The sequence below is a fragment of the Porphyromonas sp. COT-290 OH860 genome (assembly GCF_000768935.1).
Taxonomy (GTDB): Bacteria; Bacteroidota; Bacteroidia; order Bacteroidales; family Porphyromonadaceae; genus Porphyromonas.
Genome location: NZ_JRAR01000074.1, coordinates 1 through 14,129, shown reverse-complemented (window position 1 = coordinate 14,129; position 14,129 = coordinate 1). Strand labels below are relative to the sequence as shown.

Sequence of the window (14,129 nt, the reverse complement as noted above, 5' to 3'; positions counted from 1 at the left end):
TAGGCTTTTACCTAATGGCAAACTCTATCTAGCCTCTTATTTTCTTTATCCAGACCTAATAGATTGTTATGCGTCTTCACTATATATATGCGATTCTACTGGCAGGGGTAGCCACATTCCCCAGTTATAGTGCTATCGCTCCCACCGACTCTATCCAGCATCTTGACGAATGCGTGGTGACGGGGACCTTGGCTCCACGTACACTCAAGAGCGTCCCCGTAATGACCCAGCTGATTACACGCCAAGACATCGACAGACTGAACCCCAGATCCATCAACGACATTCTACAGATGAGTATCCCCGGGATCCAGATCAGTATGCACGGAGCACAGACACGCATTACTGTGCAGGGTATGCTCGGTGACCACGTCCTCTTCTTGCTAGACGGAGAGCCGATCAACTCCGAGGGCAACGGAGCCGTCGATCTGAACCGAATAGATATCGCCAGCATTGAGCGCATCGAAATCCTTCGAGGATCAGCCTCGGCTCTCTATGGCTCCAATGCGATCGGGGGTGTCATCAACTTCATCTCCAAAAACGTACACAAAAAGCTCTCGGGAACAATTTCTGGCGACTATAGCAGCGAGGGCGCTCAGCGCTACCACGGACTACTAGGACTCAGGTTCGGCGACCTCTCCTCACAGACAACCCTAAACTTCAACCATGCCACGGGGTACAAAATCAAAACAGAAGGAGAACCCTTCGTCGTGCATGGCGGTAAGACTTGGAATGTAGGCGAGAAGCTGCGCTATCGCTCCGTAGACAACCGTTGGGACGCTACTCTATACGGCTACGGCAGCTATCGTATGCAGGACTGGGACGACAAAATCAACAACCACTACCTCAGTACAGACTTCGGCGGCAGGGTTAGCTATGCTCCCAATGCTCGGCACAGCATCTTTGCCTCCTACAATCACTCTGGCTACACTCACTCCTACTACTATTATACGGCGACTAAGGATCAGTATCTGCCACTCTTTGAGCTAGGGACCAATAGAGCCAGAGGACAATACAACTTCGGACAAGACGGGCGAGATAGAGTACTCGTCAATGCTGGTGTCGATGCCGTATGGGAGAGTGTTTCGGGCGACCGCATCAATGCAGAGGGCAATGTCTACAGCTCATCTACAATAGCTCTATATGGGCAGGCCGAGTGGCGCATCAAGCCAAGTCTATCGGCAACGATCGGCTTCCGAGAAGACTTCCATTCGGAGTTTGGCAGCCACTTTACACCTAGACTAACGATGCTCTACAAGCAAACTAAGTGGCGCATCAGGGCGAGTTACTCGGAGGGGTTCCGCTCGCCATCTACCAAGGAGCTGCACATGGATTGGGATCACAATGGTATGTTTAGGATTAAAGGTAACCCTGAGCTAAAGCCCGAGGTCAGCCGTATGATTAGTCTTGCTCCAGAAATCCAAATCGGCAATAACCTCAACCTTACTCTGCAAGCGACCTACAATCGTATCACGAACAAAATCTTCAACCGAGAAGAAGAGAATGGACGTGTACGCCGCTTCTTCAACGCTCGAGGCATCTCGGAGCTCTGGCAGACTCAGCTGAGCCTGCGCTGGCAGATCATCAAGCAGCTTCGCCTCAACCTAGACTATGCCTACATCAGAGATTTGCTCAAGGTCAAAAACAAGGCAGGACAAGAGATGCTCGCCGTCCCTACTCGTCCGCACAATATGACGGCTACGCTGAGCTACGTACACCGCTGGCAGGACTGGGGTCTATCGGTCGATGCCTCGACACGCCTCTCGGCTGCCGTATCTACAGCTCTATTCGATCAGAATCTAGGCGACTACACCCTAGTTACCTACGAGCCCTACAACATAGTGCGTCTAGGGGCATCGCTAGATTGGAGGCATAAGATTAAGCTCACGATGGGAGGCGACAACCTTCTCAACTTCATACCCAAGAGCGTCAATGCCTCATCATCTGTATCTCCGGGGCGTACGCTATTCGCTTCGCTTGCGGTGTATCTATAAAGACTCGGGATATACCTCAATTACCTAACCTAGTAGTAGATTATAATGGAGCTAATCGTCCAATTCTTGATGCTCATCGTCTGTCTTGTGGCCAGCGTCAAGCTCAGCCATGCCCCAAGGTGGGTGAGCTGGGTCTACGCTCTAGCCGTCGGGGTATTCCTCTATATGATCTCCGACTTGGCATCTAGCCAGACACGCTCGGGGATAGGAGGCTATATCGAGAACCGAGAGCTGCGTGAGTATATTGCTATCTTAGTCACGCTAGAGTCTATGATCTTCGTCCTCTTTACCTTTGTTTCTTTTCGTCGAGATCAAGGTCAGGAGCGCCCTTGCCCCAAACTAAGGCACTGGGTACAGGAGATCCTGACTTTCTACCCTTCTCTTCTCGTATTCCCTGCCCTATTCTACGCACAGACCAATCTGATCTTTGCGCTACCCGGCATCGACTTCGGCCATATATCTCTGGGCCTTGCTGTCGGTATGGCTCTCTTTTTCGTCATAATGCCTTGGCTGATGCGCTACCTACTGCCCGAGCGAGAGATGCGTCTAGAGATTTTGTTCCTCTCATCGCTTTTCATCTTCGTGCTAGGGCTGATCACCACGGTAGACGACAAGATGACCTACGCTGCACCCGAATACGAATTTCCTTGGCGTGGTCTACTACTTGCTCTAGGTCTATTCGTCGTGTGCTTCACCCTCGGCAGACTGATACCTTCACTTAAACGACTAATAACAAAACGATAAATGAATACTATTACACAAATGCTCTTCTGGGTATCGAACAGCCTGCTCATACCCAACATCATCATCTTGCTGATCCTATTTGTTCGCGCACTAATCCTACTCGGCAGTTTCTACAACACCTTCATGCTCCGACGTCGTAGCCGACTCGCCCTGCTCAATCTGGAGCAAAAAAGCAGCCATGACATCAGAGCTATGAGGCCAGAACTAGAGGGGATCAAGACCAGCCTCGTAGGCAAGTATGCGCTAGCGCTCATAGGCACAGCCAATCTCACTCAAGCAGATGTAGACTACCAGCTCAGCCAATTCGAGGTAGAGAGCGATCGAGATCTATCTACCAGCAAACTCTTGGCTAAGGTCGGCCCAGTCCTTGGGCTTATCGGGACGCTCATCTCTATGTCACCTGCACTCATGGGGCTCTCCACTGGCAATATAGAGGGCATGGCGTACAATATGCAAATCGTTTTTGCCACTACAGTCGTGGGGTTGGTAATCAGCCTTGTTGGTCTAGTAACCCAGCAGTACAAGCAACGCTGGTACGCTGAAGAGATGAATGCCCTAGAGCTAATGTCTGCACGACTGACTAACTAAGAGAAACCATGAGCAGAAAAAACAAACGTCGCAGCCTGCTAGGCAAGTCCGACGACGGAGATCCGCTAAGCGTAGTAGTCAATCTCTTCGATGTAGCAATGGTTTTCGCCGTGTCGCTAATGGTAGCGATGGTGATGCACATGAACATGACCGAGATTTTCGGCAAGGAGGACTTCTCTATCGTCAAGAACCCAGGCAAGGACAACATGGAGATCATCACCAAGGAGGGTAACAAAATCAACAAATATACCCCGAGCAAAGACCAGACTAAGAGCGGGAATAAAGGACGCAAAGTAGGCATTGCCTACGAGCTTGAGAATGGCGAAATCATCTATGTACCTGAGTAAATGAATTAGCTAGTCATAGAATCTCAAAAAGTATAGGGGCGAACTCGTTTAGTTGAGTTCGCCCCTATGCTTTTGTATGATATTGTCTATCGGACTAGCTATTGATCACGGTCAGGAATTCTGCATTCGATGCCGTCATCTCCATGTATTTCTTCACGATCTCCATAGCCTCTACTGGGTTCATATCCGAGAGGAACTTACGTGTATTCCACATACGGTTGAGTGTTGCCTCGTTGAGTAGCAGGTCATCTCGACGTGTGCTACTTGCCACAAGGTCTACCGCTGGATAGATGCGCTTGTTGGCGAGCTTACGATCGAGCTGAAGCTCCATATTACCCGTACCCTTAAATTCCTCGAAGATCACATCGTCCATCTTCGAACCAGTCTCTTGTAGCGCAGTGGCTAGGATCGTGAGGCTACCACCGTCCTTGATGTTACGAGCCGCACCGAAGAAACGCTTAGGCTTCTGTAGTGCATTGGCGTCCACACCACCCGAGAGCACCTTGCCGGAGGCGGGCTGTACCGTATTGTAGGCACGAGCAAGACGAGTAATAGAGTCAAGTAGGATCACAACGTCCTGACCACTCTCTACGAGTCGCTTGGCCTTATTGAGGACAATCTCTGCGATCTTGACGTGACGCTCTGCTGGCTCGTCGAAAGTAGAGGCAATCACCTCTGCATTCACACTATTGGCCATGTCTGTCACTTCCTCTGGGCGCTCATCAATGAGCAGTACAATCATATACACCTCTGGGTGGTTGGCTGCGATGGCATTGGCGATATTCTTGAGCAGCATCGTCTTACCTGTCTTGGGCTGAGCCACGATAAGACCACGCTGCCCCTTACCAATAGGCGAGAACAGATCCACCACACGCATGGCGATCTTGTCGTCTACCTTGGGCGACTTGGGCGACTCGAGGGTAAACTTCTCCTCTGGGAAGAGCGGGATCAGGTGGTCAAAAGGTATGCGATCCCTGATAGCCTCTGGCGTACAGCCATTGACGCTGATAAGTGACATGAGAGGGAAATACTTCTCGCCCTCACGTGGGGGGCGAATGCTACCCTCTACGAGGTCGCCGGGGCGCAGGCTCCACTGCTTGATCTGCTGAGGTGATACATACACGTCGTCTGGAGAAGATAGATAGTTGTAGTCTGCCGAGCGCAGGAAGCCGTAGCCATCGGGCATTACCTCCAGCACGCCCGAGGCCTCTAGGATACCCTCAAGTTCTATCTCTTCCTCAAGTTGCTTGACTATGATCTGCTCCTTTTCTTTCTCTTTCTTCTCCTGTACGGCGGGAGGGTTGAAGGCTGGTAGCACCTGATCTAGTACCGAGTTGGCATTCTTGTGTCGGAAGACAATCTTACCCGCTACCGGCATCTCTGACTTAGTCCCCTCAGCTGGCTTGGCTGGGGCTGTTTGCTCGCTCTTGCTCGTAGGCTCGGCTACTGGCTTAGGAGCGGGGGCAAGCTCTTGCTTGGGGGCTGCTTCCTGCTCTTGAGGGGATACTTCCTCTTGGGCAGGAGCCTGCTTCTCCTGCTTAGGAGTTTCTGCTGGCTCTCGCACTGCCTCGGTTGCTGGCTGGGGTGTAGCAGGCTCTGCTACTGCCTCGGCAGGCCCGGCTTGAGCTGCCTTAGCCACAACCTCTTGGGCACGGCGTCTAGCCTCTTCGTCTGCCTTGGAGGGTCTACCTCGTCTTTTCCCTTGGGCAGACTGCAGTTCCTCTGTCTTGTCCTGAGGCTGTGCCTCGGTAGCTTCTTCTGCGTTCTCCTCAGCAGCGAATAGCGTCGGCTCTACCTTATCTTCCTTACGGGGTCGACCTCTGCGCTTCTTCTCCACGGTTTGTTTACCCTTGTTGCGCTCAGCCTGCACCTCTGCTAGGCTCACAGCCTGCTGGTCTAGGATAGCGTAGATAAGCTCTTGTTTAAGTGATGATGCTGGTCGCTCTAGACCGAGCTTCGAAGCAATCTCCAAGAGCTCCTCTTGAGTCTTGTCGCTTAGCTCCGTGATGTTGTAGTTTTGCATAATCCTGATAATTATGATGATAAATGCACTGCTTGCACCTTACTCCATATAAGTCTAATGAGATTTGACGAAACAGACAACCCAGTATGCTATAGAAGCAAACGGATATGATCTGAGGGATAAGGCCGTGCTAGTAAAGTCGTTTTGAATAATTGCCTAGAAACTGAATTGAGTCATAGAGAAGTCTATTCCCCAACCAAAGGCGATGCAAATATAATACCATTATTTCGATTTTCAATACTTTTACACTACAAAACACAGTTAAAAACCATTAAATATCACATTACAAGCCGAGGGATTATCTCTTGGCGAGGGGTAGCACACTCTGGCATATCGCCCCAACCTCCCCCCTCCAAGTGTTATTACCCTCCGCCCTTGGCTCAGATCTCAGCGATGCGCAGATTGCTAAGACCCCAATTTATATTTTAGATCAGTTTATCAAAAGTTGACGGGAAAATGCAAAAACGCTTGAGAGGAAACCTATAACCCCTTATTTGCCCTCTAGCAGGCTCCAGACTGCACTAGCTCTCGATTGGGCACCCCACACCAGCCTCGTGTGAATAAGTGCCGCAGAACGAAGAAAACACAAACATCTATTAATCAAATACATACAACAGATCAAGAAGAAAATTATCGCACCTCTAGGTCATTTCTTGGCATTTCCTCCCATCAATCTTTGAGAATTTGTGGGCATATCATAATGGATTAGTCCACCAAAGCTAATAAATCTTCCCATCAATCTTGGCGCCCTCTCCTTATTGACCCTCCTAAACACCCCTAATTAATACAGAAAACGACCCGAGTTTCATTATCATATTTTAACAGCCAATTTATATTTCCGAGCAGTAATCCAAACAACTTACCCCTACCCCCAGACACAAGATCAGTTGCACACTACAGATTTATCTAGCTATTTGCTTACTTATACTCACAACCTCTATGCACAAATCGGCCCAATTTGTGAAGTGCGCACCAAATTCTTACCTTTGTACAAGGATAAAACCAGATATTGGAAGAAGTAGAGAAAAGACAAGAATGGCTGCACTAAGCAAAACAAAAGACTTGATGATTGATGTAGCTCGTCAGCTATTTGCCCGAGTGGGGGTACAGAACACGACGATGAACGATATCGCAGATGCGGCCAATCGTGGGCGTCGTACGCTCTATACCTACTTCAAAAACAAGGAAGAGATCTATCATGCTGTCATACACAAAGAGCTCGACCACCTGCGCCGAGAGCTAGAGATAGCCAGCCGTGTACGGCTCTCGCCCGAAGACAAGCTAATCAACTTGATATACGTACACCTAGAGGCTATGAAGACGGTCGTACTGCGCAATGGTACACTAAGGGCCGAGTTTTTCCGAGATATTTGGTCTGTAGAGAAAGCACGTGTTAGCTTCGACCTCTATGAGCAGAAGCTAATACAAGATATCCTAGAGGTAGGCATAGAGCAAGGAGCTTTCGATATACCCCACCCTGCTACTATGGCGTACTTGCTACAGAACGCCATCAAAGGCATGGAGGTACCCTATATTAGCGGACACGCACGCCACAGAAGTGGCGACAATGAGTATGCTCAGATCCGAGAGAATGTTTGCCACCTCATTACCCGAGGCATTCGCAAGCAAGACAAAAGGCCTGAGTAGAAGAAGAACTTACAGCTACATATATATCATTAACTATAATAGTAAAAGAAGAAATGGGACTATTGGACAATAAAGTCGCTCTAGTGACTGGTGCAGGACGAGGCATCGGTCGTGCTATCGCTGAGAAGTTTGCCAAGGAGGGTGCCGATGTAATCATCACCGACCTCAAGATCGATGAAACAGTAGAGCAGTTCATCTCCGAGCTGCAGGCTCTAGGCGTGCGTGCCAAGGCCTATGCCTCCAACGCTGCAGACTTTGAGGCTGCACACGAATTGATGAAGCAGATCGTAGCCGACTTTGGTCGTCTAGATGTGTTGGTCAATAACGCAGGTATCACACGTGACGGTCTGATGATGCGCATGACAGAGGAGCAGTGGGATCTAGTAATCAACGTGAACCTCAAGTCGGCCTTCAACCTAATCCACGCAGCAACCCCAGTGATGATGAAGCAGCGCTCTGGTAGCATTATCAATATGGCTTCGGTAGTTGGCGTGTCTGGTAATGCTGGTCAGGCTAACTACTCTGCCTCTAAGGCTGGCATGATTGGTCTAGCTAAGAGCATCGCCAAGGAGATGGGTTCACGTGGCGTACGTGCCAATAGTATCGCTCCCGGCTTCATCGTCACTGATATGACCGGTGCTCTAAGCGAAGAGGTACGCAAGGAGTGGGAAGCTCAGATCCCCATGCGTCGTGGTGGCACCCCAGAAGATGTGGCCAACGTAGCTACATTCTTGGCTAGCGACCTGTCTAGCTATGTAACTGGCCAGACGATCCACGTCTGTGGTGGCATGAACTGCTAGTAACCTAGATTATAGAGATAAGAATATCAATGGCATCGGCTACGGTGGAGTGTCGTCGTGCGCCTCAAGGGGAGCTACGGACAGAGTAAAGCCCGACACACCTCCGTAGCCGATGTGATATAGATAGTGATGCAGCCACATATAGTCTACGAAGACAATCATCTACTTATCGTCTGCAAACGCCCGGGCGAGATCGTACAGGGGGACAAGACAGGAGATGAACCAATGGTAGAGGGGCTCAAGACTTGGCTCAAGGAGAAGTATCAGAAGCCGGGTAATGTCTTCCTCGGGTTGGTCAATCGGCTAGACAGACCAGTAGGAGGCTTGGTTATTTTCGCCAAAACAAGTAAGGCGCTCAGCCGCATGAACGCCATGCTCCAGCGTGGCGAGATACAAAAGACCTATTGGGCGATTGTATGCCATAGCCCAGAAGTGCCGTCGCAGCAACTCACACACTATCTGCTCAGACGGGAGGCACAAAATAAGAGCTATGCCTACCAAACGGCACGCCCAAATACCAAACGAGCCGAGCTAACGTATCGCTTACTTGCCTCTGGAGAGCGCTATCATCTACTTGAAGTGGATCTACACACGGGGCGGCACCATCAGATCCGCTGCCAACTATCGGCTATCGGCTGCCCTATCAAAGGCGATCTTAAGTATGGTGCACCACGTAGCAACCCCGACGGGAGCATTAGCTTGCTCTCTAGGCGCCTACGCTTCGTGCACCCCGTCAGTGGTGTCGAGCTCGTACTAGAGGCACCTATCCCACAAGACAAACTCTGGCAGGATCTGGCATATTTGACGAAGAGATAGAGGTAATGCACACACGAATTATAAATAAAGATTAAATTTGGTTATCTTTGCCACTAGGGAAATTAAGAACATCAACAAACTAACAATAACTAACAATGAAGAAACTAATCCTCTCTGCACTATGTGCCCTAGGTATGGCTTTCGGTGCTAGTCAGGCTCAGGCTCAGAGCACTTTTGAGCAGGGGAGCAATATGCTCAACCTCGGCGTAGGTCTAGGAGTGAAAACCAAGCATCAAACGGTCCCTCCTATCTCTATCGGCTATGAACGCTCTGTCGTAGATGGTCTAATTGAGTATGGATCCATCGGCTTGGGTGCAGAGTTTGAGTACCAGAGCTTCCGCCACCCAGACAAACGTGGCAACTTAGCCCTCTTCGTCGGCCCACGCATCTCGCTTCACTACGAATTCGTCGATAATCTAGATACCTATATCACAGGACGTGCGGGTCTAGAGCTCTATCCCAAAGAAGGTGGTACGGCTACGAGCTTTGCCCCTAGTATCTCTCTAGGTGCTCGCTATCTGTTCTCAGACAAATTCGGTATCTTCACAGAGGTAGGTACAGGGATCTCTATCCTGCACCTAGGTATGTCCTTCAATCTATAAGACTAAGAAGGAGACCAAAAGCCCTACAACAGAGGCAGTGCCAGAATATAAACTTTGGCGCTGCCTCTACTTTTTTTGACCTCTCAACCGAGGGCGAGAAAAAATAAAAGGAGTATATTTGTAGGCGTTGAAGATAAGTGGGGCATCTGTATGCAGTGGCTCCACTTAGGTTTCTTTGTTTTGGGGTGTACTTTGGCGATGTAGCTCTTGGCTATTGGTGCTTTAGCTCATTAGGGCACCGAGCTATTTTTCACCACCAATTCGACAGACCTAATTATTTGATAATAAAAATATCTATCATATATATAACGTAGAGCATGGAAAAAGTAGACGTGTTGCTAGGTCTCCAATGGGGCGATGAGGGCAAGGGTAAGATCGTGGACGTCCTGACGCCCAAGTACGATATCGTAGCCCGCTTCCAAGGAGGGCCCAATGCAGGACACACGCTAGAGTTCGACGGTGAGAAGTATGTACTACGCTCAATCCCATCGGGGATATTCCAAGGCGACAAAATCAATGTGATCGGCAACGGAGTAGTACTAGACCCAGTACTCTTCATAGAGGAGGCAGCAGGGCTATCTCGCAGTGGGCACGACTTAAAAAGCCGTTTGGTTATCTCTCGCAAAGCTCACCTCATTATGCCCACACATCGCCTCCTAGACGCAGCCAACGAAGCAGCTAAGGGCGATGCCAAGGTAGGAACTACGGGTAAAGGAATTGGCCCAACCTATACAGATAAGGTAGGGCGCTATGGCCTACGTGTAGGAGATATAGAGCAAGGCTTCCTAGAGAAGTATCAGGCAGCCAAGGCACGCCACATCTCCATTCTAGAGTCGATGAGCTTCCCTCTAGGCAATCTGGAGGAGCTTGAGGGCAAATGGCTAGAGGCCATAGAGGCGCTCAAAGCATACCGCTTCGTCGATAGCGAGCAGCTACTCAATGCGGCTCTACGAGAGGATCGGCGCGTCCTCGCCGAAGGGGCTCAGGGTTCACTACTAGACATTGACTTCGGCTCTTATCCTTTCGTTACCTCCAGTAATACAGTCTGTGCTGGTTGCTGCACTGGCTTAGGTGTAGCTCCTCGTACTATAGGTGATGTGTACGGTATCTTCAAAGCCTACTGTACTCGTGTCGGGTCAGGTCCTTTCCCCACCGAGCTATTCGATGGCACAGGTGACAAACTCTGTGAGCTAGGACACGAATTTGGTTCTGTAACGGGGCGCAAGCGCCGCTGTGGTTGGCTCGACCTTGTAGCCCTCCGCTACACGGTAATGCTCAATGGAGTGACTAAGCTCATCATGATGAAGAGCGATGTCATGGACACCTTCGAGGAGATCAAGATATGCGTAGGCTACGAAATCAATGGCACTGTGACACAAGACTTCCCATATGAGCTTAGCGAGGCATGCAAGCCTGTCTACAAGAGCTTCAAGGGCTGGCAATGCGACTCTAGTGGCTTCAAGAGCGACACCGACTTTCCCACAGAGCTCAAGCAGTACATTGCCTTCATCGAGCAGGAGCTGGACGTTCCTATTGCAGTCGTATCCGTTGGTCCCGATCGTGATCAGACGATCGAGCGTATCGCCCTCTAGCAATGACGTATCAAGAAACTATAGATTATCTATTCTCCGTAACCCCCGTCTTCCAGCAAGATGGGGGTTCGGCGTATAAGCCCGGGTTAGACACCGTTGAGGCTATGGATCGGTATTTTGGGCACCCACACCACGCCTACAAAACCATTCATGTCGGGGGGACTAATGGCAAAGGCTCTACCTCACATACACTAGCTGCGGTGCTGCAAGCCTCTGGGTACAGAGTCGGGCTATTTACTTCGCCACATCTCGTAGATTTCCGAGAGCGCATCAGAGTAGGAGGAGAGATGATCGAGCAGAGCTTCGTAGTAGACTTCGTCGAGCGGGCTAGAGATCTTGTCGGGGAGCTACACCCCTCTTTCTTTGAGCTTACCACAATGATGGCACTAGAGTACTTCCGTAGTCAAGCAGTCGATGTAGCTATTATAGAGGTCGGCCTAGGTGGTCGACTAGATAGTACCAACATTATCAACCCAGTGCTCAGTGTAGTCACCAACATCAGCCTAGACCACACACAATACCTAGGCGATAGGCTCGAAGATATAGCCAGAGAGAAAGCTGGCATCATCAAACCCAATACCCCCATCGTGCTCGGCAATTCGGGAAACGCAGAGGTCAAGGCTGTCTTCGCAGACAAAGCACGCGAATGCTCTGCCCCTCTCATCCTAGCCGAAGAGAGTAGAGTACTACAAGAGGCAACCCTAATGGACATCGGCTACCTCTACAAAACAAGAGATTGGGGGGGCATACGAGGAGAGCTCATGGGGCTTGCCCAAGTGGAGAATGCAGCAACCATATTAACTGCTCTTGGACAGCTGCGAGATCAGTTTACCCTTACGGCCACAAGCGTAGCTCGTGGATTCTCTAGTGTTGTGACGCTTACAGGGCTGCAAGGTCGATGGCAAACACTGAGCAAGCACCCTCGCCTCATCTGCGACACTGCACACAACCAAGCAGGGATAGCACTCGTGGTGAAACAACTTGAGCGCTACCAGTACTGCTATGCTCAGATCCATATCGTACTCGGTATGGCTAGCGACAAGGACGTATCTGCCGTACTAGAACTCTTGCCCTCGTGGGCTAAGTACTACTTCACTCAAGCGAGTGTAAAGAGAGCCATGCCAGCTGTCGAACTAGCTCAGATGGCCTCCTCTCTGGGACTAAAGGGACTAACCTACTCAACTGTGGCAGAAGCGGTCGATGCAGCTCGTGAGGCATCGGCCACCTCCGACTTGATTTTTGTCGGAGGAAGTAACTTTGTCGTAGCGGATCTGCTCGAGGCATACCGCAAATAGAATTCATTTTATCAGTTATCACCATAACAATTAAAACCAGATGAAACAACAAACTACACTCAAGGACGGCTTTATGCGCTGGCCTGTGCTATTCCTCGTCAGCCTGACGATGTTCTTTGCCTATATGTTTGTCGATGTGCTCTCTCCGCTCAAGACGATGCTGGAAACAGAGATTAACTGGTCTAGCACCACCTTCGGCACATATGCTGGTAGCGAGTTTTTCCTCAACGTATTTGTATTCTTTCTCATTTTCGCAGGGGTAATTCTCGACAAAATGGGTATCCGCTTCACGGCAATCCTATCTGGAACTCTAATGGTTATTGGTGCCGGAATTAAGCTCTATGCCCTAAGCGAATACTTTAGATCTGGGGGCTTTGGATACGAATTTCTCAACTCCTTTATCCCAAGTTTCCCTGCTACGGCCAAACTAGCCAGTGTAGGCTTTGCAATCTTCGGTTGCGGCTGCGAGATGGGTGGCGTTACCGTGTCGCGTATTCTCGTTAAGTGGTTCTCAGGCAAGCAGCTCGCCTTAGCTATGGGACTAGAGATGGCTATTGCCCGCCTTGGTGTATTCGCTGTATTCCAGCTCTCTCCTCGCTTGGCCAACTTAGGCGATCCATCTATCATGCGTCCTGTGTTTGTGGTGAGCTTACTCCTCTGCATAGGCCTGATCTTCTACATTCTGTATAGTATTCTAGACAAGAAACTAGACGAACAGCTCGGCGAAGCATCGGCTGATGAGGAAGAGCCATTCAGACTATCGGACCTTCGCCTCATCGCTGGCAGTAGTGTTTTCTGGATTGTCGCTCTACTCTGCGTGCTTTTCTACTCGGCTATCTTCCCATTCCAGAAGTTCTCTACAGAGATGATCGCCAATAACCTAGGAGTAACGACAGAGGTTGCTGCTAGTATCTTCAGTATCTTCCCTATGGGTGCCTTGTTTATGACACCAATCATCGGAGGGATACTCGACTACTATGGCAAGGGGGCTACAATGCTCATGGCTGGATCTATCATGATGGCTGGCTGCCACCTAGTATTCGCCTTCTATCCATTCGTGCCGGGCGAGACTGTTTCTTACGTGGTAATGATTGCGACGATCGTCGTACTTGGTGTTAGCTTCTCACTCGTACCTGCATCACTATGGCCATCAGTGCCCAAGCTCATCGACGGCAAGGTACTTGGCTCTGCATATTCGGCCATTTTCTGGGTACAGAATGTGGGTCTGCTACTTGTGCCAATGCTTATCGGAGCGGTACTAGAGGCTACGAATAGTTCTATTCAAGCAGGCCAACCAATGGACTACAAGTACGCCATGGTTATTTTCTCTTCTTTCGGCGTGATTGCTTTCTTCCTAGCTTTCATACTCAAGACGGTAGACCGCAAAAAGGGGTACGGCCTAGAGCTACCCAATGTGAAGAAATAACAACATAATCGCTAAACGACACCTGCATACAAAACCCAAGGGGTGTATCAGAACACAAGTTCTGGTACACCCCTTGGCACATATATCATGAGACCGTTGAACAGCATTTTGAGACTATTGCGCAATGCGCCACTCAAAGGTTCTTGTATCTTTCTCGGTGTTTTTTGAGTGTTTGAGCCGCTTTGGGAGACTTGAATACTATCCCCCTATCCCCATCCCTGAGGGATATTTCCCTCAGGGATGGGGATTTTACGGTTA

At 49.8% G+C, this 14,129-nt stretch carries 12 protein-coding genes; 11 read left to right on the top strand and 1 reads right to left on the bottom strand.

Annotated features, from left to right (window positions below):
• Nucleotides 1-68: 68 nt before the first annotated feature.
• Genes HQ41_RS08255 through HQ41_RS08240 form a run of 4 tightly spaced genes read left to right on the top strand, consistent with a single transcriptional unit; the run spans nt 69 to nt 3,670 of the window.
• Nucleotides 69-1,991 carry a TonB-dependent siderophore receptor gene (locus tag HQ41_RS08255; protein ID WP_044190354.1) on the top strand — a complete coding sequence of 641 codons (1,923 nt, stop codon included), beginning with the start codon at nt 69-71 and terminating at the stop codon, nt 1,989-1,991.
• 45 nt (nt 1,992-2,036) lie between these two features.
• Nucleotides 2,037-2,735, top strand: a complete 699-nt coding sequence (locus HQ41_RS08250; RefSeq protein WP_044190351.1) for a hypothetical protein — start codon at nt 2,037-2,039, stop codon at nt 2,733-2,735.
• Nucleotides 2,736-3,323 carry a MotA/TolQ/ExbB proton channel family protein gene (locus HQ41_RS08245; protein WP_044190348.1) on the top strand — a complete coding sequence of 196 codons (588 nt, stop codon included), beginning with the start codon at nt 2,736-2,738 and terminating at the stop codon, nt 3,321-3,323.
• 8 nt (nt 3,324-3,331) lie between these two features.
• Nucleotides 3,332-3,670: a DUF2149 domain-containing protein gene (locus HQ41_RS08240; RefSeq protein WP_044190346.1), complete on the top strand. Its 339-nt coding sequence runs from the start codon at nt 3,332-3,334 to the stop codon at nt 3,668-3,670.
• Between the two features lie 94 nt (nt 3,671-3,764).
• Here the strand turns inward: HQ41_RS08240 and rho are convergent, their stop codons facing one another.
• Nucleotides 3,765-5,693: a transcription termination factor Rho gene (gene rho / locus HQ41_RS08235; protein ID WP_044190341.1), complete on the bottom strand. Its 1,929-nt coding sequence runs from the start codon at nt 5,691-5,693 to the stop codon at nt 3,765-3,767.
• Nucleotides 5,694-6,728: 1,035 nt separating this feature from the next.
• Here rho and HQ41_RS08230 point away from each other — a divergent pair.
• The 7 genes from HQ41_RS08230 (at nt 6,729) to HQ41_RS08200 (ending at nt 13,871) form a co-directional block, all read left to right on the top strand.
• Complete coding sequence (locus HQ41_RS08230) at nt 6,729-7,340, top strand: TetR/AcrR family transcriptional regulator (RefSeq protein WP_044190339.1); 612 nt, start codon at nt 6,729-6,731, stop codon at nt 7,338-7,340.
• A gap of 53 nt (nt 7,341-7,393) precedes the next feature.
• Entirely contained in the window at nt 7,394-8,140 is a 747-nt protein-coding gene (gene fabG, locus HQ41_RS08225) for a 3-oxoacyl-[acyl-carrier-protein] reductase (RefSeq protein ID WP_044190336.1), read from the top strand.
• 129 nt (nt 8,141-8,269) lie between these two features.
• A complete protein-coding gene (locus HQ41_RS08220; RefSeq protein ID WP_044190333.1) occupies nt 8,270-8,956 on the top strand; it encodes an RluA family pseudouridine synthase in 687 nt (228 codons plus the stop codon).
• Nucleotides 8,957-9,051: 95 nt separating this feature from the next.
• Entirely contained in the window at nt 9,052-9,558 is a 507-nt protein-coding gene (locus HQ41_RS08215) for a hypothetical protein (protein WP_044190330.1), read from the top strand.
• A 317-nt stretch (nt 9,559-9,875) separates the two neighbouring features.
• Nucleotides 9,876-11,150: an adenylosuccinate synthase gene (locus tag HQ41_RS08210; protein WP_044190328.1), complete on the top strand. Its 1,275-nt coding sequence runs from the start codon at nt 9,876-9,878 to the stop codon at nt 11,148-11,150.
• 2 nt (nt 11,151-11,152) lie between these two features.
• The gene (locus tag HQ41_RS08205; protein ID WP_044190325.1) at nt 11,153-12,445 is read left to right on the top strand and encodes a folylpolyglutamate synthase/dihydrofolate synthase family protein; all 1,293 of its coding nucleotides are present in this window, start codon (nt 11,153-11,155) and stop codon (nt 12,443-12,445) included.
• 40 nt (nt 12,446-12,485) lie between these two features.
• On the top strand, nt 12,486-13,871 hold the full coding sequence (locus HQ41_RS08200; RefSeq protein WP_044190323.1) for an MFS transporter: 1,386 nt from the start codon (nt 12,486-12,488) through the stop codon (nt 13,869-13,871).
• Nucleotides 13,872-14,129: the final 258 nt, after the last annotated feature.